The sequence below is a fragment of the Gordonia pseudamarae genome (assembly GCF_025273675.1).
GTDB classification, from domain to species: Bacteria; Actinomycetota; Actinomycetes; order Mycobacteriales; family Mycobacteriaceae; genus Gordonia; species Gordonia pseudamarae.
The window spans coordinates 2,354,759-2,375,156 of the sequence record NZ_CP045809.1 but is presented as its reverse complement, the minus strand read 5'-3'; the positions used below and the strand labels follow the sequence as shown (position 1 = coordinate 2,375,156).

26 protein-coding genes and 1 pseudogene are annotated in these 20,398 nt (G+C 65.0%); 14 read left to right on the top strand and 13 right to left on the bottom strand.

The window, feature by feature from the left end; translation table 11 throughout:
- Positions 1-43 precede the first annotated feature (43 nt).
- The 3 genes from GII31_RS10510 (at position 44) to GII31_RS10500 (ending at position 3,325) form a co-directional block, all read left to right on the top strand.
- On the top strand, positions 44-973 hold the full coding sequence (locus GII31_RS10510; RefSeq protein ID WP_246222209.1) for an ABC transporter ATP-binding protein: 930 nt from the start codon (positions 44-46) through the stop codon (positions 971-973).
- Complete coding sequence (locus GII31_RS10505; RefSeq protein WP_213249296.1) at positions 973-2,568, top strand: ABC transporter permease; 1,596 nt, start codon at positions 973-975, stop codon at positions 2,566-2,568. The genes GII31_RS10510 and GII31_RS10505 overlap by 1 nt, the downstream gene beginning before the upstream one ends.
- Before the next feature lie 100 nt (positions 2,569-2,668).
- The gene (locus tag GII31_RS10500; RefSeq protein WP_213249294.1) at positions 2,669-3,325 is read left to right on the top strand and encodes an LGFP repeat-containing protein; all 657 of its coding nucleotides are present in this window, start codon (positions 2,669-2,671) and stop codon (positions 3,323-3,325) included.
- Between the two features lie 626 nt (positions 3,326-3,951).
- Here GII31_RS10500 and GII31_RS10495 read toward each other — a convergent pair.
- Positions 3,952-4,101: a radical SAM family protein gene (locus GII31_RS10495; RefSeq protein WP_213249292.1), complete on the bottom strand. Its 150-nt coding sequence runs from the start codon at positions 4,099-4,101 to the stop codon at positions 3,952-3,954.
- Positions 4,102-4,855: 754 nt separating this feature from the next.
- Between GII31_RS10495 and GII31_RS10490 the strand changes: the two genes are divergently transcribed.
- Positions 4,856-5,593 carry a hypothetical protein gene (locus tag GII31_RS10490; RefSeq protein ID WP_260840419.1) on the top strand — a complete coding sequence of 246 codons (738 nt, stop codon included), beginning with the start codon at positions 4,856-4,858 and terminating at the stop codon, positions 5,591-5,593.
- 22 nt (positions 5,594-5,615) lie between these two features.
- Here GII31_RS10490 and GII31_RS10485 read toward each other — a convergent pair whose 3' ends face one another.
- On the bottom strand, positions 5,616-5,969 hold the full coding sequence (locus GII31_RS10485; protein WP_213249290.1) for an Rv2640c family ArsR-like transcriptional regulator: 354 nt from the start codon (positions 5,967-5,969) through the stop codon (positions 5,616-5,618).
- 97 nt (positions 5,970-6,066) lie between these two features.
- Here GII31_RS10485 and GII31_RS10480 point away from each other — a divergent pair, with 97 nt between their 5' ends.
- The 4 genes from GII31_RS10480 to GII31_RS10465 all read left to right on the top strand — a co-directional run bounded on the left by GII31_RS10480 (position 6,067) and on the right by GII31_RS10465 (position 8,493).
- Positions 6,067-6,540: an ArsI/CadI family heavy metal resistance metalloenzyme gene (locus GII31_RS10480; RefSeq protein ID WP_260840418.1), complete on the top strand. Its 474-nt coding sequence runs from the start codon at positions 6,067-6,069 to the stop codon at positions 6,538-6,540.
- 89 nt (positions 6,541-6,629) lie between these two features.
- Complete coding sequence (locus tag GII31_RS10475; protein ID WP_213249286.1) at positions 6,630-6,992, top strand: ArsR/SmtB family transcription factor; 363 nt, start codon at positions 6,630-6,632, stop codon at positions 6,990-6,992.
- Positions 6,989-8,080, top strand: coding sequence for an ACR3 family arsenite efflux transporter (gene arsB, locus GII31_RS10470; RefSeq protein ID WP_213249284.1), 1,092 nt, complete (start codon positions 6,989-6,991; stop codon positions 8,078-8,080). Before GII31_RS10475 ends, arsB begins: the two co-directional genes overlap by 4 nt.
- Positions 8,077-8,493, top strand: a complete 417-nt coding sequence (locus GII31_RS10465) for an arsenate-mycothiol transferase ArsC (RefSeq protein WP_213249282.1) — start codon at positions 8,077-8,079, stop codon at positions 8,491-8,493. Before arsB ends, GII31_RS10465 begins: the two co-directional genes overlap by 4 nt.
- Before the next feature lie 124 nt (positions 8,494-8,617).
- Here the strand turns inward: GII31_RS10465 and GII31_RS10460 are convergent, their stop codons facing one another.
- The 9 genes and pseudogenes from GII31_RS10460 to GII31_RS10425 form a co-directional block, all read right to left on the bottom strand.
- Positions 8,618-9,010 carry a type II toxin-antitoxin system VapC family toxin gene (locus GII31_RS10460; protein ID WP_260840417.1) on the bottom strand — a complete coding sequence of 131 codons (393 nt, stop codon included), beginning with the start codon at positions 9,008-9,010 and terminating at the stop codon, positions 8,618-8,620.
- A gap of 2 nt (positions 9,011-9,012) precedes the next feature.
- A complete protein-coding gene (locus GII31_RS22600) occupies positions 9,013-9,249 on the bottom strand; it encodes a FitA-like ribbon-helix-helix domain-containing protein (protein ID WP_407649954.1) in 237 nt (78 codons plus the stop codon).
- A 9-nt stretch (positions 9,250-9,258) separates the two neighbouring features.
- Positions 9,259-9,483, bottom strand: a complete 225-nt coding sequence (locus GII31_RS10455; protein ID WP_213249278.1) for an antitoxin MazE-like protein — start codon at positions 9,481-9,483, stop codon at positions 9,259-9,261.
- A 380-nt stretch (positions 9,484-9,863) separates the two neighbouring features.
- Entirely contained in the window at positions 9,864-10,280 is a 417-nt protein-coding gene (locus GII31_RS10450; protein WP_213249276.1) for a PaaI family thioesterase, read from the bottom strand.
- Between the two features lie 6 nt (positions 10,281-10,286).
- Positions 10,287-11,012 (bottom strand): annotated as a pseudogene (locus GII31_RS10445) (SDR family oxidoreductase).
- A gap of 3 nt (positions 11,013-11,015) precedes the next feature.
- On the bottom strand, positions 11,016-11,183 hold the full coding sequence (locus GII31_RS10440; RefSeq protein ID WP_213249274.1) for a hypothetical protein: 168 nt from the start codon (positions 11,181-11,183) through the stop codon (positions 11,016-11,018).
- Entirely contained in the window at positions 11,180-11,665 is a 486-nt protein-coding gene (locus GII31_RS10435; protein ID WP_213249272.1) for a winged helix-turn-helix transcriptional regulator, read from the bottom strand. Before GII31_RS10435 ends, GII31_RS10440 begins: the two co-directional genes overlap by 4 nt.
- A 319-nt stretch (positions 11,666-11,984) precedes the next feature.
- Entirely contained in the window at positions 11,985-12,278 is a 294-nt protein-coding gene (locus tag GII31_RS10430) for an antibiotic biosynthesis monooxygenase family protein (protein WP_213249270.1), read from the bottom strand.
- A gap of 220 nt (positions 12,279-12,498) precedes the next feature.
- Positions 12,499-12,855, bottom strand: coding sequence for a hypothetical protein (locus GII31_RS10425; RefSeq protein ID WP_213249268.1), 357 nt, complete (start codon positions 12,853-12,855; stop codon positions 12,499-12,501).
- Positions 12,856-12,980: 125 nt separating this feature from the next.
- On the opposite strand from GII31_RS10425, the gene GII31_RS10420 reads away from it, so the two are divergent.
- Positions 12,981-13,793, top strand: coding sequence for a dienelactone hydrolase family protein (locus GII31_RS10420; protein WP_213249266.1), 813 nt, complete (start codon positions 12,981-12,983; stop codon positions 13,791-13,793).
- Between the two features lie 118 nt (positions 13,794-13,911).
- Here the strand turns inward: GII31_RS10420 and GII31_RS10415 are convergent, their stop codons facing one another.
- A complete protein-coding gene (locus tag GII31_RS10415) occupies positions 13,912-14,343 on the bottom strand; it encodes a nitroreductase family deazaflavin-dependent oxidoreductase (RefSeq protein WP_213249265.1) in 432 nt (143 codons plus the stop codon).
- A 405-nt stretch (positions 14,344-14,748) separates the two neighbouring features.
- On the opposite strand from GII31_RS10415, the gene GII31_RS10410 reads away from it, so the two are divergent.
- The 5 genes from GII31_RS10410 (at position 14,749) to GII31_RS10390 (ending at position 19,829) form a co-directional block, all read left to right on the top strand.
- A complete protein-coding gene (locus tag GII31_RS10410; RefSeq protein ID WP_213249263.1) occupies positions 14,749-15,561 on the top strand; it encodes a maleylpyruvate isomerase family mycothiol-dependent enzyme in 813 nt (270 codons plus the stop codon).
- 214 nt (positions 15,562-15,775) lie between these two features.
- Positions 15,776-16,231 carry a pyridoxamine 5'-phosphate oxidase family protein gene (locus tag GII31_RS10405; protein ID WP_213249261.1) on the top strand — a complete coding sequence of 152 codons (456 nt, stop codon included), beginning with the start codon at positions 15,776-15,778 and terminating at the stop codon, positions 16,229-16,231.
- A gap of 160 nt (positions 16,232-16,391) precedes the next feature.
- Positions 16,392-17,942 carry an NAD(P)/FAD-dependent oxidoreductase gene (locus GII31_RS10400; protein ID WP_213249259.1) on the top strand — a complete coding sequence of 517 codons (1,551 nt, stop codon included), beginning with the start codon at positions 16,392-16,394 and terminating at the stop codon, positions 17,940-17,942.
- A gap of 39 nt (positions 17,943-17,981) precedes the next feature.
- Complete coding sequence (locus GII31_RS10395) at positions 17,982-19,214, top strand: hypothetical protein (RefSeq protein WP_213249257.1); 1,233 nt, start codon at positions 17,982-17,984, stop codon at positions 19,212-19,214.
- Positions 19,215-19,226: 12 nt separating this feature from the next.
- Positions 19,227-19,829 carry a TetR/AcrR family transcriptional regulator gene (locus tag GII31_RS10390; protein WP_213249255.1) on the top strand — a complete coding sequence of 201 codons (603 nt, stop codon included), beginning with the start codon at positions 19,227-19,229 and terminating at the stop codon, positions 19,827-19,829.
- A 25-nt stretch (positions 19,830-19,854) separates the two neighbouring features.
- On the opposite strand, the gene GII31_RS10385 is transcribed toward GII31_RS10390, so the two are convergent.
- Positions 19,855-20,292, bottom strand: coding sequence for a VOC family protein (locus tag GII31_RS10385; RefSeq protein ID WP_213249253.1), 438 nt, complete (start codon positions 20,290-20,292; stop codon positions 19,855-19,857).
- Positions 20,293-20,398 lie beyond the last annotated feature (106 nt).

Sequence of the window (20,398 nt, the reverse complement as noted above, 5' to 3'; positions counted from 1 at the left end):
TGGTGGCGGCGAATTTATTCCTCGATCGTGGAATAGTGGCCGGGTGACCACCTCGCAGGAACAAGCCGGCCGCGGCGACCTCGCCATCGACATCGTCGGTCTCAACAAGTCATTCGGCACTTTCCGGGCACTCACCGACCTGAACCTCACCGCCGAACGCGGGCAGGTGCACGGATTCCTCGGACCGAACGGCGCGGGAAAGTCCACCACGATCCGGGTGCTGCTCGGACTCCTGCGGCCGGACTCGGGAACCGTCCGACTCCTCGGCGGCGACCCGTGGCGCGACGTGGTCGACCTGCATCGCCGGCTGGCGTACGTACCCGGCGACGTGTCGCTGTGGCCGTCGATGTCGGGCGGGGAGGCCATCGACCTGCTCGGATCACTGCGCGGTGGACTCAACGAACAGCGCCGGGCCGATCTGATCGACCGGTTCGAGCTCGATCCCACCAAACGCGGGCGACAGTACTCCAAGGGAAACCGGCAGAAGGTCGCCATCGTCGCCGCTCTCGCCTCCGATGTCGAACTCCTGATCCTCGACGAACCCACCTCGGGTCTTGATCCTTTGATGGAGAACGTCTTCCAGCAGGTCGTCGCCGAAGCCGCCGAACGTGGCACCAGCGTCCTGCTGAGCAGCCACATCATGTCGGAGGTGGAAGCGCTGACCGACCGGCTGAGCATCATCCGCAACGGCACGATCGTTCGGACCGGCAGCCTGGCCGAACTGCGCAGTCACACCAGAACCACCGTGCGCGCCGAGCTCACCACCGTCCCGCGCGACACCGACCTGCGTTCCTTGCACGATGTCACCCTCGACGGCGCCCGGCTGACCGCCACCGTCGACCCAGAGCAGCTCACCGAGGCCATGCGGTCACTGTCCGCGGTCGGATTGCGGTCGTTGACCATGGAGCCTCCATCGCTGGAAAGCCTGTTCCTCGAACTGTATTCGGACGACGAGACGGCCGGTCGATCCTGATGCCGACGCTCATCGCACTCACCGGGACCCCGACCCTGCTGCGCGCCTCGCTCAAACACGAGGCAAGATCGTTGGCACCGTGGATCGCGATAGTGACCGTGCTGACGGTGTCGTCGGTGATCGTGTATCCGTGGCTGTTTCCCGACGCCGTCGATCGCAAGACCTTCGCGACGACGGTCGGCGGCAACCCCGCCCTCGGCCTGATCTTCGGTCCCGCCCACGACCTGTCGTCGGTCGACGGGTTCAATGCCTGGCGAAGCCTCGCACTCGGCGGTTTCGTCACCGCGCTCGGGATGATCTTCACCGTTACCAAGGCGAGCAGGGGACAGGAGGATTCCGGTCAGGCCGAACTCCTGGCCTCCGGCGTTCTCGGCAGGCAGGCCCGGCTGCTCAGCGCCGTCGCCCTCGCGGCGGTCGGGTCGGTGGCCGTCGGAGTGATGTCGGCAGCGCTCACCCTGGCCTGCGGAGGGGGCTGGGCGGACACGCTCGTGCTGTCGGCGGGCTTCACCGTCACCGGCCTGATGTTCGCCTCGGTGGCCGCGCTGTCGGCGCAGATCAGCTCCGAGGCCCGGACCGCGAACACCGTCGCCGTGTCGGTGCTCGGCGCGTTCTTCGTGCTGAGAGGCTTTCTGTACTCCGTCGACGCACCGGGCTGGACCACCTGGATCAATCCGCTGGGCTGGATCTCCGAAACCCGACCGGCCAGCGGAAATCATTGGTGGCCTTTGCTGTTGGGCGTGCTGTTCGCCTGCCTCGTCACCGTCGCCGCCTTCCGCCTGCAGGCCGCCCGCGACTTCGGTCAGGGATTCATCGCCCCGGGGGCGGGCCCGGCACGGGGCACCATCGGCACGCCATTCGGTTTGGCGTTGCGCCTGAACCGGGCGGCGATCATCTCGTGGGCGTGCGCGTTCATCGGTCTCGGTGTCATCCTCGGATACTTCACCCGCTCCGCCGACGACATGCTCACCGACAATCCGGCGATGGCCGACATCTTCGCCGCGGGAGCCGCATCCCCGGCGGACCTGATCGGCGCGTTCGTCACCACCCTGATGTCGCTCGCGGGCATCATCGCGTCGGTGTCGGGGGTACAGATCATCAACCGTATACGCACCGAAGAACTCACCGACCGTGCCGAACCCGTGCTCGCCACCGCAGTCACGCGCCACCGGTACCTGGCCGCGGGCGTTCTTCTCGCCGTCGTGTCACCGGCGGTGTCATTGATGATCGCCGGGACGGTGGTCGGAATCTTCGCCGATTCGGCCCAGATACCCATCGACTTCACTGATGCACTCCTGCAGGCCGCCGCCACCGTTCCCGCGATGTGGGCGGTGATCGCCGTCGCGGTGGCGGTGATCGGTGCCCGGCCACAGGTTCAGATCGCCTCGTGGGCGGGCGTGATCGCCTCGTTCGGGCTGACCCTCCTCGGTCCGAGCTTCACATTGCCCGATTGGGCACTGGGGATCAGCCCGTTCCATCACGTTCCCGACATGTCGGCGGCAGAACGGCAATGGTCGGGACTGATGTGGGTCGGCGTCGTCGCGGCGGTGCTACTGGTGGTCGGATTCACCGCATTCCGCCGGCGCGACACGCCATAGCCGCGTGGCCCTTGTAGCCGTTAGAGTCGGTCCGGTCGGGGCGGTTCGGTGACCGCCGACCAACGATAACGTCACGACGCCCACAGCCGAGAGGACCCTTATGACCAAGCTCGCTCATCGCCGCATGGCGGCCGTTGCCTGCCTGGCCGCAGTCATCCTGATCGCGGCCGCCTGCGGCGACGACGGCGACGACACGTCTGCCTCCGCCACATCGGTGGCGGTCTCTGAAACCACGGGGGGTGGTTCCGCCGATCAGACCTCGTCGGCGCGGACATCGAGCGAACAATTGTCCGATGCGACCTCCGACACGGTGACGATCACGGGGGAGCAGGGCAGTGACGTGACATTGACCGGTCCGATCGCGGTCCGGTACCTGGCCGCGACGGCCGCAGAGAAGCGCGCTCTCGGCAGGCCGCTCGACGGTTCCCGCAACGCGGGCACCCGTGACAGCGGCGTCGTGTATCAACAGTTCAGCGGCGGCGCGATCACCGCCAAGAACGGGAATCCCGGGACACCCGCGTTCATCACGTGGGGCAAGATCCGTGACGCCTGGAATGTTCCGCGAGCCGCCGACGGCACACCCGAGGTCACCGGAACCAATGGATCGGCCGGACCGTTGGGTACCGCGACCAGCGACGAAAAGACCGAGGGAAATCTGAAGATGTCGACCTTCGAGCACGGCAAGGTCACGTTCAATACCAAGACCGGCGAGGTCGAGGTGACCGTCAACGACAAGGTCGTGCCGTCCGGGCTGTAGCGGCCGGCAGCAGACTCAGGGAACGGCGCCGCGTCCAGACGGTAACTTCGGCGCCGTTCCCCTTTTCATGGATATTTCAGATTATCCATACTTTAGGGTGTGGTATGAGTTCCCATCCACCCTGCCGTCCGCGGCCACCCCACCGATAAACGTCACAGTGACAGTTCTCCGCCGCCGCCGAGCCTCGGCGGATTTCGGTGCCGACCACCAGTGGCCGGGGATCGACGCCTTGTGTCCGGCTGCCGCAGGCGCCTCAAGGTGCCATCCATCGGGTTGTGCCCGAACCCCACACCGGCGTCCCGACCGCCGCAGCATCCCGACATCGCAGTCCGTCCGGTCAGCGCACACAACAGAGACACCGATCCGGCCTCGCGACCAATCGGCCAAGCCGCCGACCCCGACGACCGCCACCGGACAAGCGCTGTCAGACAACCATGCCTCGGACCGCGTGGCCGTGCGTACAGCTCGCCGCGTGCAGCCGGCCCATTCCGGTGACACGCTTCGCGCCCGCGCGCTGTGACCATGCGCTATCGAGCCGATAATATACATTATGTAAACTAAAGCTCTGCGTATTGCACCAGATGAATCATCGGTGCGACTCACCCACCGGCACCTCAGTGTCAACGCTACACCCGCTGGACCAGCGAGAATACGACGAGAACGCGGGCGGGATGCCACGGATCACCGCCGTGGACGGGAGCGGCCCGAACGTCGTGCCACTCGACCGCACGACGCGCCCGCGGCGCGCCAACATCCTCGATGAATAGCGTCAGCATGAGGTGAATGCGATGCGACCGGACGGATTGAAACCGCACACACCGACCCGCGGCCGACCGCGCCTGGCTGATGGATGGTGGGTCTGTGACCGATGTGGACGGTCCACCACCCGCATCCAAGCACTGGCCTGAAGGGCGCGTGTGTTTCACCTGCTGGTTCACCGCAATCCACATCCACGGAGTGTGCCCCTCTTGCGGCGTCGAACGGCTGCTCCCCGGCCCCACGACATCATCAGGAGTCCCGTTGTGCGCGCCGTGCGCGGGAATCACTGACGACTTTCACTGCCAGCGGTGCGGAGAAGAGAACGGCCACCACCGCCGCAATATCTGTGCCCGTTGCGCGGTCCGCGATGACCTCTACGAACTCCTCGGCGGCAAACCCACAGATCCGACACTGATCGGCCTCGTCAATGCCCTCTGCTCAGCGAAACGCCCGGAATCGACGCTCGTCTGGAAACGCTCACCACGAGTACAGGCTCTCCTTGTGGGCCTTGGCGACGGGTCGATCCCTGCAACGCACGAAGGTCTCGACGAGCGTCCAGGCAAGGCCACCGAGCACCTGCGGGCGCTCATGCAACACCACGGGCTCCTCCCGCCGCGGGACCCGTGGCTCCCCCGGTTCGAGCAATGGATCGAGGACAAGATCGACGGGCTACCGGTCGACGTCGCCCAAGCATCACGGCATTTCGCGACGTGGCACCACCTACGACGTATCCGTGAGATAGCCGATGCAGGACACGAGACTCAGCCAGCGGTGCGATCAGCGAAACAGGAGATCACCGAAACGGTGAAGTTCCTGTGCTGGCTCCATGAGACCCACGGCCGCACCATCCAGACCTGCACGCAAAACGACGTCGACCAATGGATCGCTGCCGGACCAACGACTCGGCACGCCATCCGGACGTTCCTGGTAGTCAGCAAGCGCGACAGGCTCACCACGGTCACCCTTGACCACCGATACGCACAGACGTGTCCCGCGCTCACCCAGGAACAGCGCATCGCGTGGATCGGGGAATTGGTCACCGGCGGCAGTGAGACACTTCCCTATCGAGTCGCCGGCGTCCTGATCCTGCTCTACGCTCAGCCACTCAAAAGCATCGTGCGAACCCGAATGACCGACATAGTCGACGAAGATCCGATGGCCATCACCTTCGGCAAACACCCCGTCGACGTTCCCGAGCCATTCGCCACGCTGATACGCGAACTCGTCCACAGCAGAACGAACCTCCGCACCAGCAACAATGACAACCCCTGGCTGTTCCCAGGAACTCACACGGGCGACCATCTGCACCCCGACACGATCATGCATCGCCTACGCCGGATCGGACTCAGCAATCTCGGCGCACGCAACAGAGCTCTTGACGACCTCGTCGTCGAATGCCCGCCACCAGTGGTCGCCGACGCCCTGGGTTACAGCCACCAGGTCGCGTTCCACCATGCCGAACGCTCGGCCAAAACCTGGGCACGGTACACCGGTCGCCGGATCCGATGACAATGGCCCGTGAGGCGACTATCTAGCAGCAGGTGTCGAGAACCCCGCGGAGCGCTTCGAGGTTGGCAGGTTCGGCGCGGTAAAGATTGTTTACACCACGCCGTTGTGACGCGACCAGTCCGGCGCTGCGAAGTTGGTTGAGGTGATGCGTCGCGGTGCCGCCGGAAACGCTGACAGCAGAGGCGAGATCGGTGGCGGTCATCTCATGGGTCGGATCGGCCATGAGTAACGACATCATCTGGATGCGGATCGGGTCGGCGAGAGCCTTGAGCCGCAGCGCGAGTTCCACGGCAGTGTCAGTCGACATCGGCCCAGCCGCCAACGGGGCGCAGCAGATCGGAGCGCTGACATCGATTACTGGCAGTGCCTTGGGCATAGGGCCCAACCTACCACCCCTTTGACATATATCAAAGGGGTGGGATACAACGGGATGGTCGGAAACTTCGACATTCATCAAAGCCTTGGAGGTTCTCATGTCTCGCGTCCAACTCGCTCTCAATGTTGACGATCTGCAAGCGTCGATCGCGTTCTACAGCAAGCTGTTCAACACCGTCCCCGCGAAGGTCAAGCCCGGGTACGCGAACTTCGCGATCGCCGAACCCGCACTGAAGCTGGTCCTGCTGGAGAATCGCGGCGAGGGCGGCACCATCAACCACCTCGGCGTTGAAGTCGACTCCAGCGAGACCGTGCACGGCGAGATCGCCCGCCTCGCCAGCGAAGGACTGTTCACCGAGGAGCAGATCAACACCACCTGCTGCTTCGCCACCCAGGATAAGGTGTGGGTCGGCGCCCCCGACGGCGAACGCTGGGAGGTCTACACCGTCCTGGCCGACTCGAACACCTTCGGCGAAGCCCCCGCCTTCACCGCGGAAAGCTCCGACCTGGGCCTGACGCAAGCTTCGCAAGGCTCGTCGGCGTGCTGCACACCGGCCTCCTCATGCTGTTGACACCGGGTTGATCCCGATCGGGGGGCGCCGCCCAGCTGGGTGGCGCCCTTCGTGTTGCGGACGATATCGATATACGTCAATATTGATACATGTCTAAGTCACTGGAGATTGAGGCCTCACCAGTACGGTGCTCGCCGCTAGTGCGTGAGCCGTTGACACCTGATCAGTCGGTACACGCGGCCGCGGTGTTCAAGGCACTCGCCGATCCGGTGCGGTTGCAGCTATTCAGTCTGATCGCCAGTCACGACGGCGGCCAGGCGTGCGTGTGCGACATCTCGCCAGCGGTCGATGTCTCTCAGCCGACGGTCTCGCATCACTTGAAAGTCCTGCGAACCGCCGGGCTCCTCGAGTCCGAGCGCCGAGGATCGTGGGTGCACTACCGGGTGGTTCCGGCCGCCCTCGACGCAGTCGCCGCCATCGTGGCGCCTCTGACTGCGCAGGCCACGGCGTGAGCGTCCAGACGTCCAGCCGCAGCGTTGCCGGAAAGTTGTCGACGCTCGATCGGTTCCTTCCGGTGTGGATCGGGTTGTCGATGGTTGCCGGGCTGCTTCTCGGCCGCCTTGTTCCGGGCCTGAACACCGCTATCGACAAGATCCAGGTCGACGGGATCTCGCTACCGATCGCACTCGGGTTGCTGATCATGATGTACCCGGTGCTGGCGAAGGTACGCTACGACCGCCTCGACACCGTCACCAGCGATCGACGCCTGCTGATCGGATCACTCGTCCTGAACTGGGTCGTCGGCCCGGCGCTCATGTTCGCCCTGGCGTGGCTGATGTTGCCGGACCTGCCCGAATACCGCACCGGTCTGATCATCGTCGGCCTGGCGCGCTGCATCGCGATGGTAATCATCTGGAACGACCTCGCCTGCGGCGACCGGGAGGCCGCCGCAGTGCTGGTGGCGATCAACTCTGTGTTCCAGGTCGTGATGTTCGCTGTGCTGGGCTGGTTCTACCTGTCGGTACTGCCCGGCTGGCTGGGTTTGGAGCAGACCACTATCGACGCCTCGCCGTGGCAGATCGCGAAATCGGTGTTGATATTTCTCGGCATCCCTCTGCTCCTCGGATACCTGAGCCGCCGAATCGGGGAACGCCGACGCGGCCGCGGCTGGTACGAGGAGACTTTCCTTCCTCGGGTCGGACCGTGGGCCCTCTACGGGCTGCTGTTCACGATCGTGCTGCTGTTCAGCCTGCAGGGCGACCAGATCACCTCCCGCCCCGGTGGCGTCGCCCGCATCGCGCTGCCACTGCTGGCGTACTTCGCGATCATGTGGGGCGGCGGATACCTCCTCGGCATGATCCTGCACCTGGGCTACGAGCGCACCACCACCCTCGCGTTCACCGCAGCAGGCAACAACTTCGAGCTGGCGATCGCCGTCGCGATCGGCACCTACGGCGCCACCTCCGGCCAAGCCTTGGCCGGCGTCGTCGGGCCACTCATCGAAGTCCCCGTCCTAGTCGCATTGGTCTACGTCTCCCTCGCCCTCCGAGACCGCTTGACCCCCAACGCTTCTCGACCCACCGAAAGGAACCTGCCATGACACCGTCCGTGTTGTTCGTCTGCGTCAAAAACGGCGGCAAATCCGTAATGGCCGAAGGACTCCTGCGCCAGGCCGCAGGCGACGCGATCGAGGTTCACTCCGCTGGCACGCGCCCCGGCACCTCCGTCAACCCCCTCTCCGCACAGGCACTCGCGGAAGTCGGCGTCGACATCACCGGCCATAGCCCGGTCGGAATCGACCCTATCTTGCTCGCCCGCGTCGACAAGGTCATCACCTTGGGTCGGGAAGCCGTCGTCAATGTCCCCGGCGTCACCGTCATCAACTGGGACACTGACGAGCCCTCCGAACGCGACATCGACGGTATCGACCGAATGCGCCTCGTCCGCGACGACATCACCACCCGCGCACACAAGCTCGCCGCTGAACTACTTCATAAACGATCATCCAAATAGACGCCCGAAGAGTCCCTGGCGCGCTCCGATCTGGCAGCTATACGCACGAAGTCAATACGCAGGGTGTTCAGTAAGCCGCTGCATATTTCCTGCCACGCAACATCATTCACGTGTGACGACACGCTCATGGAACCTTCACCTCACACCGTAGACCCGGTGCCCTACCTATGCGACGGTCAAGCGTGATGAGCGGTGCATCTGCCAATTCGGCGACCGCGACGTAACTGGCGTCGTATCCAGATAGATTGCTGCGGAGTTCCCACACCCGCGCACCGAGAAGCTCGTACGGCCACTGCTCGATCGACAAGTCGAGTAGATCACTATGGGCCTGCACCGCCTGGTCGGCACTGACGACTCCGGCCAGTTCTTGTCTGCGAATGATATTGCTTACTTCAAACATCACCAGTTGCGGTGCGAGTAAGCGAGTGCCGGACAGTTGCCCGACCGCCCAGCGACCGTCCGGACCGTCGTCGAGCAACAGGGCCACGAGGGCCGAGGCGTCACAGACGGCGTCCACCGTCACCGTCGGTCGGCATCTCGTGCATCAAGGATCGCAGCGGCATCGACCCGAACTCCGGTTGCGCCGACTCGCGCCCGCGCCCGTGCAATCACGTCATCGACCTGAGGACGTGACGCAGACTCCGTCAGCAGGCCGCGCAAGTACTCCTGCAACGATTTGCCCGCTCGCGCGGCCCGCCCTGCGAGCTCATCGCGCACCGCGTCCGGTACATCGCGAACTGTAATTACCACACCCATGCAGTCATACTAACTGCGTTGCCAGCACGATGCAGCCTCGTCGTCCCAAGGCGCGGCGACAGCCTCGACGAAATCCTGCTCATCCCCGTCGGCCTCCGCCACGACAACTGACTGATTGTGGGCTTGCGCGGCAAACTCTGGCGTTCGTACGTCAGGAACCCAGACCTGCAACGGTCGCAAACCGCGCTCACGCATCCGGCGCCGGCACTCTCCGACCCTGTCCTTCACCACCATGCCCACACGTTACGTGTAACGTTGTGGACCAGCCGGCGGTGCACAGCCCCCGCGAGGATTATGCAGGAATCGACTATTCGGGGTTACCGGTAACAGTGCTGTATGCTGCCATACCCTCCAACACCTTTCAGCATTGCCCTACTACTGATGCGGGTGTGTGACTGAGCGTAGTTCCAGTCGCGGGATTCCGGCGAAGTTGGCAAGGTTGTACGTATAGAGCGTCAGCGGACACTTTCGTGACCGTATATGGGCAGTTTCTCATATCCGCCGACACCCGAGGATTGTGCGGGAATCGAATACGCTGGGTACCAGTGGCATTTGCATCACACCCAATGCACCGCGCCTCCTACATCAGGATCGTCGGCCCGGCCGACCTCCACTCATACCTTTGCCCGAGGCGCAACATTCTGGAGCCGGAGCTTTCCCTGCGAGAGCGCCTTGCCATCGCTTGCCCGGGTGATTGTCACTTCCCACAATTGCTGGGTGTTGCCCTGGTATAGCGGGACGGCGACGACATCGGCGCGGCCGTCGTAGGCGCCACGGAGAAAGTCGGTTCCGTTGTGCACACCGACGGCGATCAGCCCCCTGTCCGCGACGGCCAGGCTGGCGCCGATACTGGCAGCCGACTCGACCGCGGTGAGATACACGCCTCCGTGGACGACTCCCCAAGGCGTGTGGTGCTGGGGTCCGAGGTCGATGTGGCCGGTCACCCGGTCGGGTGTGGCTTCGTCGATGTGAAGTCCGGCCGCCTTGAGGAAATCGCTGGCGGCGTCAATTGAGAGATCAGGGGCAGACATTGTGCCTTACCTTTCTTGGTGGGTGACCGGGTTCAGTAGTTGCGGGTAGAGCGCCTCCACCGGCTGGCTCAGGCCCGCTTTGACCTGAACGGTCAGTTCGTCACCGAGAACCTCGAACTGTCCTGCCTCGGTGGCGTCGAAGATGTGCCGGACCAGATCAGCCGGATCGACCTTCGATGCCGTGGCGTGGACTGCCATGGCCGTATCGACATAGCCAACGTGGACCCCGACGACGTGCACACCCGACGGAGCGAGTTCGAGCCGCAGCGCATTCGTCGCCGACTACAGCGCGGCCTTCGATACGCTGTACACGCCCATGCTCGCGTACCAGGACAGTAGCGAATGAATGTTGATGAGAGCGGCCTCGGCCCGGGCGGATAGTGCCGGCACGAACGCGCGGGCCACCCCCAGCGGACCGAAGAAGTTCGTCTCCATGACCGCACGAAGCTCATCATCGTCGATGTCGACGAGGCTGGTGGTCGACGGCGCAATGCCTGCGTTGTTGACCAGCACCGATACGTCCGTGGCCACCTCCGCCGCAGTGCGGATTGACGCGGCGGAGGTGACATCGAGCGGCAGCGGGACGATACGGCTGTCGTCCCACTCCTGTGGTCTACGTGCGGAGGCGTACACTTTCGCGGCACCACGGGCCAGTGCCTCGTGGACGACATGCGTTCCGATTCCCCCGTTCGCACCGGTGACGAGGACGACGGCGCCGTTGAGTGAGGTCATTGTTCAGTTCTCCGGTCCGGCGCCGGGCGCCACGATAGTCGGGGTCGGACAGTCGGTGAAGACGGCGGCAAGGAGCAGAATCGCCGTATCGATGTCGGCACGGTAGTGTCCCGGAGCAGTCCGGGACACGGCGGAAACCTCGGCCAGAGAAGCGGCCCCGGTCGTGCTCATCGGGGTTCCTCCGGATAGGTGGAGCGCAACCGCAGTTCGAGGTCTTCGGACGACAGCGGGTGCCCGGCACGGCAACGCACCTGCACCCCGGCCGGCTCCCCGCATCCCGCGTGGACGGTTTCGATTCGGGTACGAATCCGACCATGCTTGATCCCCCACTCGAACAGACCGATGATCACAGGCATGAGGTCGTTGCCCGCGTCGGTGAGGATGTACTCCTGGCGGGACCTCTCCCCTTCTTCTCGATAGGGGCGCCGCTCGAGCAGTCCCGCACCGGTCAGCGCTTTCAGATTCGAGGCCGCGGTCGCCGACGACATGACGACCCGATCCATGAAGTCCTCGAAACGTCTCGTCCCGTAGAACGCCTCCCGCATGATCAGCATCGCGTTACGTGAGCCGACCACCTTCATCGTCTGCTCGATCGGGCAGCGCCCGGCCGTACTCCATGACGACCGGTCGGCCAGTCGCTCCTCGAATCGCATCGGTCCACCTCCGCCTAACTTTATTTATCTAAAGTTAGCCATCGGCCTCACTTCATGCAACTGAAGTCAGATGAAGCCCTGATCGGGTATGTCACTTGACGTCATCGTCTACGCGTCCAGCAATCAACGTGTCCGGGCCTGTCCAAGAAGGCTGTCACCGGGCCCGGACAGGTCGTGCTCGCCCTGGTGGTACCGGGCACGATCCCGGCGACCGTCCCCGGCTACGGCGTTCTGACCGCACCGTAACCGCCACCTGAAAGCCACTCCATCGAGCACTGGCGTGACAGATCCATCTCGACCGGCCGATCACCGGACGGTGCTACTCGTCGTGCTGGACGAGTTCGAAACCCGACACCTCGACGCTCATACCGCGCTTGGAATCCTCGGCGTGGGCGTCGGGATTGCGTGTGGCATCCCACTTTTCATAGTTTTCCCGTGAATCCCACCGGGTCACGACAAGGTATCGGTCCGCCCCCTCAACCGGGCGTAGCAGTTCGAAACTTTCGAAGCCCGGGGCCGCGTCGACCGCCTTCTTGCGCTCGGCGAAGCGCTTTTCGATCTCAGCTTCGATTCCTTTGGGGAAAGCCAGTGCCGTGATGCTGACATATGTCATGACCGCTCCTTGATCGTCGTTGACCAGTGGTAATCCCACGCTACGACTGCGGTCCTCACCCAACACGGGTCGAATGTCCCACCTAGGGTGTGTCACACATCACTGAATCAGACACACCTCGGCGGTAGTCTCCCGCCCGCGCTGCACTATTCCGACCGCGCACCCTGGCACGGCGATCGGCCCGCGGCCGTGCCGACCCCGGACGGATCAGGCAGACTGGTCAACCGCGAGGCGTCAGCGTGAAGGTGCCGACCCGTACACCGCCGAGCAGCGCCGGGCCTCGATAGCCGCCGTGGCCATCGCTGTTCATGATCACCCGGTGCCCTGGGAAGAAGTCCACGTAGTAGCCGCCGCTGCGGGGGTGGATCCGATAGCGACCGATGAGGACCAGGTCGCGTCCCTGCACGTAGCCGTCGCGTTGCAACAGGATCGTTCCACCGGACCAGGTGGTGGAGGTATAGGCGCCGGGCGGGACGTCCGCGGACGCCGGTCCGGCCGTCCCCAGAAGAGCGGCGACACTGACGCAGACCGCGATCAGGGCGGTCCGGACTACTGCGGAACGCGATTGTGCGGGCATGGCCGACTCCTATCCGATGAGGCTTCTCATGGTACGCCCTGATGTGATGTACAACACAGAATCGGCGGACAATGCGAGACCTGCGACGCGCGGCGATCCAGGCACATCTGCGGCACACTGTGCTGATGACAGACCCGCTCGCGGACTTCGCCACCGACACGTTCTGCCACGACGACATGATCCATCGCTACTACCGGCTGGGGTCGGGTCCTGCGGTGGTGGTGATCGCGGAGATTCCGGGCATCACTCCCGCAGTGGTCGACTTCGCACGCCGGGTCGTAGGCGCCGGGTACACCGTCTATCTGCCGTCACTGTTCGGCATCGACGGCGCCGGCAGCACCACTCACGGGCCGTCAGTGTTGCTGCGGTCCCTCGCAGAGGTCTGCGTGTCACGCGAGTTCACCATCTTCGCGACCGGTAAGTCGTCGCCGGTGGTGCGCTGGCTGCGGGCCCTGTCCGCCAAGGCCCACGACGACTGCGGAGGTCCCGGCGTGGGTGCGGTCGGGATGTGCGTGACCGGCGGGTTCGCGCTCGCGATGGCCGTCGACGACCGGATGCTCGCGCCCGTCCTGTCCCAGCCGTCGCTACCGCTGGCCATCACACCGGGCCGTCGGAACAACATCGATATCAGCGCCGCCGACCTCACTGTGGTCAAGGCACGATGCGCCGCCGGACTTCAGATACTCGGGGCGCGTTTCGACGGGGACAAGTTGTCGCCGCCCGACAGATTCCGTTTCCTTCGCGAGCAACTCGGCGACGGCTTCATCGGTGTGGAACTCCCCGATTCGTCGGCCAACCCCGACGGTCAGGGAATGCCGCACTCAGTGCTCACCGACCACCTGATCGACGAACCCGGCCAACCCACCCGCGACACCCTGGACCAGGTTCTCGCCTTCTTCCACGACAAACTCGGCGGCGCGGGCCGGACAACGCCATAGTCACCGCGTCCACCATGTTCCACCTATGGCGAATGACTACCAGCGCCGTAGGCCCTGACCTGGGATTCGGAGGCGATCCGCGTGGGGGCGATCCACCTTGCCGCACGCGGGCCGAACGCTACCGGACCCGATGAAACGCGAGGACCGGAATGACGCGGATTCCGGCGGTCTTTTCGGCGTACTCGGCGAATCCCGGATAGCGGCGGGCCTGTTCGGCATAGATGCGGTCACGGTCGGTGCCGGTGATCTCGGTGACGGTGACGTCGAACTCCTCGGTGCCGATCTCGACGTGGCCGCGGCCCGCGGTGGTCAGGTTGAAGTACCAGGCGGGATTGGTCGGGGCGCCCGCCTTGGACGCGAACACGTACACGGTGTCGGGATCAGTGTCGTCGGGCAGATACATCATCGGTGTGACGGACTGCTTGCCCGATTTGCGGCCGACATGGTGCACGAGCACCATCGGCGCCCCCGCGAACCCACCGCCGACCCGGCCCTCGTTGGCCCTGAACTCATCGATGATTTGCGAATTCCAGTCGTTCTTCTCAGCCATGACCACTCCTGACGATCGGTTGCGGGTGAAACGCGTAAGCTCAGTATGGCTGCCGATCACGGCACCTCAGCGCAAAATCAACGCAGGGGCATATCGTCCGCAGGGGCAGCTCGGACCGACCAGGACCAAGTGTCGGCGGCAGCCCGATCGCCGCACACCAGCAGCAACTCCCACACGAAGTCGGTTCCGGTGTGTTTGTCGGCATCATCGTCGAAGGAATACCGCTTGAGCCGCTCGGCCGCCTTCGGGTCGGTGACCTTGCTCGCGGTCGAGGGTCAGCTGATGGTTCCCGGTTCGACGACCCAGCAGCCTCAGCATCAAAGTTGGGCCGTGGTGGATACTCTCGCCTGAGGTACGACGACGACCCCGTCGCGGGCCGCTCCCGACCAGCCCCGAGGAGAACACGTGGTTACACAAGTCCCCCATGAGCAGACCGTCGACGCGCTGGGTGCGCAGTGGGCGACACTCATCGACCTCGCCGACAGTCTCAACGACGACCAGTGGGGTGCGCCGTCGATCCTGGCCGGGTGGTCGGTGGCCGATCTGTTCGCGCATATCGCGGGCACGGAATGGTCATTGACGGGACGGACCGTCGAACCCATCCGGGCGGTCGCGGACCTGGACCACGTGCGTAACCCGATCGGCGAGCTCAACGAGAACTGGCTCGACCACTACCGGACCCACAGCCGCGCCGAAGTGATCGCGGATCTTCGCGAAGTGACCGACCTACGCGGCCAGGCGTTGCGGACGATCAGCGAATCAGACTGGAATGCGGAAGGATTCACCCCTGCCGGGAAGGACTCACACGGCCGGTTCATGCGGATCCGGGTGTTCGACTGCTGGATCCACGAGGTCGATGTCCGAGATTCGCTGGGGCTGGGTGTCCCCGGTGATCCGGCACCCGCCGCGGTGACCCGTGCGGAGATGGCCGCGTCGCTACCCTTCCTGATCGGTAAACGCGCCCGGGCGCCCATCGGCAGCACGGTGACCGTCGACTTCACCGGCATCGCACCCGCGGCGGTGCATGTGTCGGTGGGCGAACGTGCCACCGTGGTGCCAACCATCGACGGCGCCGCCGATGTCGTGCTGCACGTGGACGTCGTCGACTACGCGCGGCTGATCGGTGCCCGCACGACCGCCGATACGGCGTCGGTCACCATCGACGGCGATGTGGAGCTGGGTCAGAGCGTGGTCTCGAACCTGCACTATCTGATCTGACCGGGAAACGGAGCGCGCAAGCCCGGTCCTTCAGGGCCGGAGCGCATCGACCACGGGAACGTGACGCAACCCATGATCCGATTGCCCGCGCGTAGGAGTTACTGGGAGTCAACAGATTCGGCGATCGGAGGCAATTCCGCGAATCGCCCGCGGACACCTGTCCACCGCGTCATAGGGTGGATACACCTGACAGCACCCGAGGGAGGGGCCATCGATGGCCAATCAGCGAGCCCAGATCGTCATGACCGACGACGAAGTCACCCAGTTCCTGAACGACGGAAGGACCGCGACCCTGGCGACGAACGGCCCCGGCGGGTATCCGCACCAGGTCGCCATGTGGTACGGATTCGTCGACGGCAAGGTCTGCTTCGAAACCAAGATCAAATCACAGAAGGCGGTGAACCTGCTGCGTGATCCGCGGCTGAGCGTCAGCGTCGAGGACGGCGAGAGCTACGACCAGTTGCGTGGGGTGGCGATCGACGGGACGGCGCGCATCGTGCACCCCGACGAGTCCGAGTATTGGCCGGCCGCGATCAGCGTGTTCGAGCGCTATCAGGCCCCCTACACCGACGAGATGAAACCCGCCGTCGAGTTCATGATGAACAAGCGGGTGGTCATCGTCGTCGAACCACGGCGCATCCGTTCGTGGGATCACCGCAAGCTCACCTGAACCACTTCTCTCGGCCGGGCATCCGGCCCCAGCTCGGCCGGTCCTACTCCAGGGACCGGCCGATTCTCGTTTACCACCACCCCTTGACGTGACCCCGTTCACACCCTACGGTCATACATCATTCAGTAAACGTATGATCGTATGATCGGGAGGCGGGCAGATGAGCTTGGGCAAGACGGCGGTAATCCTCGGCGGGAGCATCGCCGGCATGTGCGCGGCCGGAGCCGTCGCGCCCCACTTCGACGAGGTGATCATCCTCGAACGCGATGTCATCGCCGACAACATGGAGCACCGACGCGGAGTACCGCAGAGCAAACATCCGCACTTTCTGCTCAACTCGGGCCGCCGCGCCATGGACACGCTCTTCCCCGGCTACGAGGACGACCTCATCGCCGCGGGCGGAATGCATCTGATGCCGTCGGTGTCGGCGGCACACTGCGAAGGCGCCGGCTGGATTCCCCGGGCCGAATCGACGATGAGCATGGTCTACGCCTCACGGCTGCTCATCGAACGGGTCCTGCGCAACAAACTCGCCGAGGTCACCGGCATCACCGTCCTCGAAGGCGTCAACGTCACCGGTCTGGAAACCGTCGACGGCGGCCTGCCGGGCGGCGCGGTCACCGGTGTGTGGCTCACCGGTGGCGACAAGGGACCGGCCAAACGGCTCATCGAGGCCGATCTGGTCATCGATACCCTCGGTCGTGGATCGGCCGTGTCGGCGTGGCTGGAGAAAGCCGGCTGGCCCGCCCCACCGGTCCAGTCACTCGACGCCGGCTGCACCTACACCACCCAGTGGTTCCAGAAACCCACCGAGCGACCCGACGACTGGTGGTGGCATCACATGTCGATCATGCCCACCCAGGAATGGGCGCCGCATCCGGTCGAACACGATTTCATCAGCCAGATCTTCCCCATCGAAGGCGACCGTGTGCTGGTGACGATGGGCTCGTGGGGGCACCCCATGCCGCGCACCGAAGACGACTTCATCCAGACCACCCGGCGCCTGCGGGCACCGGCGTTCGCCAAGGCCGTCGAACGCTGCACCCCACTGTCAAAGGTGTTCGTCACCAAGTCGACCGGCAACATGCGCAAACGCTACGACAAGCTCGACAACCCGCCCATCGGGCTGCTCGTCATCGGCGACGCCATCTGCGGCTTCAACCCGTTCTACGCCCAGGGCATGAGCTCGGCGGGCAAGTGCTCGGTACTGCTCGGCCAGATGCTGCGCGAGCGGGACTCCGCCATCGAACCCGGCTTCTACAAGGCATATTTCGCCGAACAGTCCAAGCTCCTCGACGACATCTGGACCCTTGCCCTCGCCCGCGATCGCGGCTACGCCAATGCCACCGGCACCGACACGGCCCCGCGCTGGCAGCAACGCCTCACCCAGCGGCTGAGCTGGCCGCTGTTCAACCTGCTGTCGGCGGCCACCCGCGAAGACCCGCACCTGGAAGCGCACTTCACCGCCGTGTTCAACCTCGACGAGTCGGTCACCGACATGGTGCGCGACCGCAGATTCCTGACGGGCATGGCCAGATTCGCCGTCAAGAAGGCACTCAAACGCAACAGGCTGCCGATCGGGTTCGACCAGGAACTCGATCCGCCGTCGCAGATCTACCGCGATTTCACGGCCCACCCCGGTGGTCCGGCGACGGTGATCGAACGCCCCGCGACGGCCCCGCCGGCATCCGAGACCAGCCCGGTCGCCTGAGCGGCCGACCCCCGTCGCCAGCATCGAGGAGCACCCTTCATGGCCGTATGCGATCCGGACACCCCGGCATACGTCATCACTCGCTACCTGGGCTTCATCTGCGAGGACGCCAATCCCGTCGCCGCGCTGCGCAATCCGTTCGGCCTGGAGAACTGGACCCTGCCGATCCTGGAGCTGACCATCATCGTCGGCGCGATCCTCGCGCTCGTGCACGCGATCGGCCGACTGCGCCGCGACGGCGATCCCACCAACCTCGCACTGTGGCTCGGTTCGCTGGTGTACCTGTTCGTCATCGAACCGCCCCTGTACTTCCCGGAGTGGTTCGGAATGCAGGACGCGATGGGATTCATGTTCGCGCACAACGTGTTCACCGTCGACTTCATGTACGACAGATTGCCGCTGTACATCGTGTGCTTCTATCCGGCGCTCAGTCAGGTCGCCTACGAGATCGTGCGGTCGTTCGGATTCTTCGACGGCAGCAGATATTCGGAACTCAGGGGAGCGGTGTGTGTGGCACTGGTGTACCAGGTGTTCTACGAAATCTTCGATCAGCTGGGGCCGCAGCTGAAATGGTGGGCGTGGAACGTCGACGAGCCATTCTACGGCAACGGCAGCGGTGCCGCCGATCTCGGCAACCCGGCCGCGGCGCCGTTGCTGGCGTCGGTGCCGCTCAACAGTGTGTGGCTGTTCGCCTCCGTGTCGTTCGGTGTACTCACCTACATGTGCGCCCGGCTCGTCGCCAGGCCCACCCTGGCCGGGGCGGCGCCCCGAGGGCTGTCGCTGGCGTGGCGGATCGTGGCCTCGGGTGTGGTGGCCGTGATCTCGATGCCGCTCATGGGCATCCCGGCGTCGGTGTTCGGTCGCGGCGACGACGCGAACCTCACCGGGCAGGCGATCGTGCTGGGCATCGAGATCCTCGCGCTGTGGCTGATCGGTCTGTACCTGCTCGCCACCCAGTGGCGCAGGGTGCGGGCCTCGGGGTCGGCGGCGCGGCCCGCACGTTCGGCCCGGCCGTTCCTGCTCGTGTTCCCGTTGATGTTCCTCGGGGTACACATCGGGCTGTGGATCGCCGCACTCCCGGCCTACTTCGGTGCCGCCGACGGCATCACCGACGACGGCACACCCGTCGGCAGCCTCCCCTACGTGATCGCATGTCTGGTGGTGGCGGTCGGTTCGCTGGCGGCCGCGCTGTCCCTCGGACGCGCCCCGGACGCCGGCCACACCGTCGATACCGGTGACTCGGGCACCCGCCGGCCACTGCGCCCGGTGTGAAAGTATGGGCGAATGAGAACGCGCGGCTGGCAGGGCAACCTTCCGGCAGATTCCGAGGAGGCCCGCAGCCGCATTCTCAACGCCGCCATCGCCTCGGTCGAACGGCACGGGGTCAGCAAGACCACCCTGGCCGACGTTGCCAACGAGCTCGGCGTCACCCGCCAAACCGTGTATCGCTACTTCAAATCGGTCAACGACATGCTGGCGGCCGTCGCGCAGGCCGGCGCCGACGACTTCCTCGACCGTATGCGCCGCGACCTGGCCCATGTCAGCACCGTCGACGACGCCATCATCGAAACGATCCTGTACTGCCTCAACCGGTTACCGGACGAACCGTCGATGGGTCTGCTGTTGCGGGCCGGGCAGACCGAACTGTTCACCCGCGAGGCCACATCCGAAAGCGGTATCTCCCTCGGCGCGCAGATGCTGGGCCGGCTGCCCGTGGCGTGGGCCGACAACGGCTACGACGACGAGGCGATGGCCGGTTTGGCCGAGCTGGTGATGCGGGTGTTCCTGAGCCTGCTGCAGTACCCGACCACACCGCCGCGTTCGGATGCCGAACTACGAGAGTTCATCGGCCGCTGGGTCTGCCCCCCGGCGCGAGTCCCCAGGTAGGCACCGCGCACCGGACGCGGTGCGCTCAGTCGAGACAGAACTCGTTGCCCTCCGGATCGGTCATCACGATGAACCCGGCCTCCATCGGCGGTGCCGGCTCGAATCGCCGCACCCTCCGGGCACCCAGGTCGATCAACCGCAATGCCTCGGCCTCCAGCGCGGCCATCCTGTCGCCGCCGGTCAGGCCCGGTGCCGCCCGCACGTCCAGATGCACCCGGTTCTTCGCGGCCTTCCCCTCGGGGACCCGCTGGAAGAAGACACGCGGCCCCGTCCCGGCCGGGTCGATGATCGCCGACCGGCTGTTACGTTCGCCGGCCGGTACCCCGAACGCGTCCAGGGCCTCGTCCCAGGTGGTGAACCCCGGCGGCGGCCCCTGCACCTCGTAGTGCAGGACCCGCGCCCAGAACCCCGCGAGGCCCGCCGGGTCGGCGCAATCGAAGGTCACCTGAAACTCCACGCTCATCCCGCCACTCCTCGAACAACTCGGTGATCATCAACCGCGACGATCATCAAACTCGGTGATTACCGCTGACCGGACGAGTGTTTCACTCAACCAGGTCAGCTTCTGT

Bases quoted from the DNA above. Each gene is read 5' to 3' on its own strand.
- GII31_RS10505 (WP_213249296.1), top strand. From the start codon at position 973: ATGCCGACGCTCATCGCACTCACCGGGACCCCGACCCTGCTGCGCGCC.
- GII31_RS10500 (WP_213249294.1), top strand. From the start codon at position 2,669: ATGACCAAGCTCGCTCATCGCCGCATGGCGGCCGTTGCCTGCCTGGCC.
- GII31_RS10395 (WP_213249257.1), top strand. From the start codon at position 17,982: ATGGCCGTATGCGATCCGGACACCCCGGCATACGTCATCACTCGCTAC.
- GII31_RS10390 (WP_213249255.1), top strand. From the start codon at position 19,227: ATGAGAACGCGCGGCTGGCAGGGCAACCTTCCGGCAGATTCCGAGGAG.
- GII31_RS10440 (WP_213249274.1), bottom strand. From the start codon at position 11,183: ATGAGCACGACCGGGGCCGCTTCTCTGGCCGAGGTTTCCGCCGTGTCC.
- GII31_RS10400 (WP_213249259.1), top strand. From the start codon at position 16,392: ATGAGCTTGGGCAAGACGGCGGTAATCCTCGGCGGGAGCATCGCCGGC.
- GII31_RS22600 (WP_407649954.1), bottom strand. From the start codon at position 9,249: ATGGGTGTGGTAATTACAGTTCGCGATGTACCGGACGCGGTGCGCGAT.
- GII31_RS10475 (WP_213249286.1), top strand. From the start codon at position 6,630: ATGTCTAAGTCACTGGAGATTGAGGCCTCACCAGTACGGTGCTCGCCG.
- GII31_RS10405 (WP_213249261.1), top strand. From the start codon at position 15,776: ATGGCCAATCAGCGAGCCCAGATCGTCATGACCGACGACGAAGTCACC.
- GII31_RS10455 (WP_213249278.1), bottom strand. From the start codon at position 9,483: ATGGTGGTGAAGGACAGGGTCGGAGAGTGCCGGCGCCGGATGCGTGAG.
- GII31_RS10465 (WP_213249282.1), top strand. From the start codon at position 8,077: ATGACACCGTCCGTGTTGTTCGTCTGCGTCAAAAACGGCGGCAAATCC.
- GII31_RS10425 (WP_213249268.1), bottom strand. From the start codon at position 12,855: ATGCCCGCACAATCGCGTTCCGCAGTAGTCCGGACCGCCCTGATCGCG.
- GII31_RS10385 (WP_213249253.1), bottom strand. From the start codon at position 20,292: ATGAGCGTGGAGTTTCAGGTGACCTTCGATTGCGCCGACCCGGCGGGC.
- GII31_RS10435 (WP_213249272.1), bottom strand. From the start codon at position 11,665: ATGCGATTCGAGGAGCGACTGGCCGACCGGTCGTCATGGAGTACGGCC.
- GII31_RS10495 (WP_213249292.1), bottom strand. From the start codon at position 4,101: ATGCTGACGCTATTCATCGAGGATGTTGGCGCGCCGCGGGCGCGTCGT.
- GII31_RS10480 (WP_260840418.1), top strand. From the start codon at position 6,067: ATGTCTCGCGTCCAACTCGCTCTCAATGTTGACGATCTGCAAGCGTCG.
- GII31_RS10450 (WP_213249276.1), bottom strand. From the start codon at position 10,280: ATGTCTGCCCCTGATCTCTCAATTGACGCCGCCAGCGATTTCCTCAAG.
- GII31_RS10430 (WP_213249270.1), bottom strand. From the start codon at position 12,278: ATGACATATGTCAGCATCACGGCACTGGCTTTCCCCAAAGGAATCGAA.
- GII31_RS10485 (WP_213249290.1), bottom strand. From the start codon at position 5,969: ATGCCCAAGGCACTGCCAGTAATCGATGTCAGCGCTCCGATCTGCTGC.
- GII31_RS10415 (WP_213249265.1), bottom strand. From the start codon at position 14,343: ATGGCTGAGAAGAACGACTGGAATTCGCAAATCATCGATGAGTTCAGG.
- GII31_RS10420 (WP_213249266.1), top strand. From the start codon at position 12,981: ATGACAGACCCGCTCGCGGACTTCGCCACCGACACGTTCTGCCACGAC.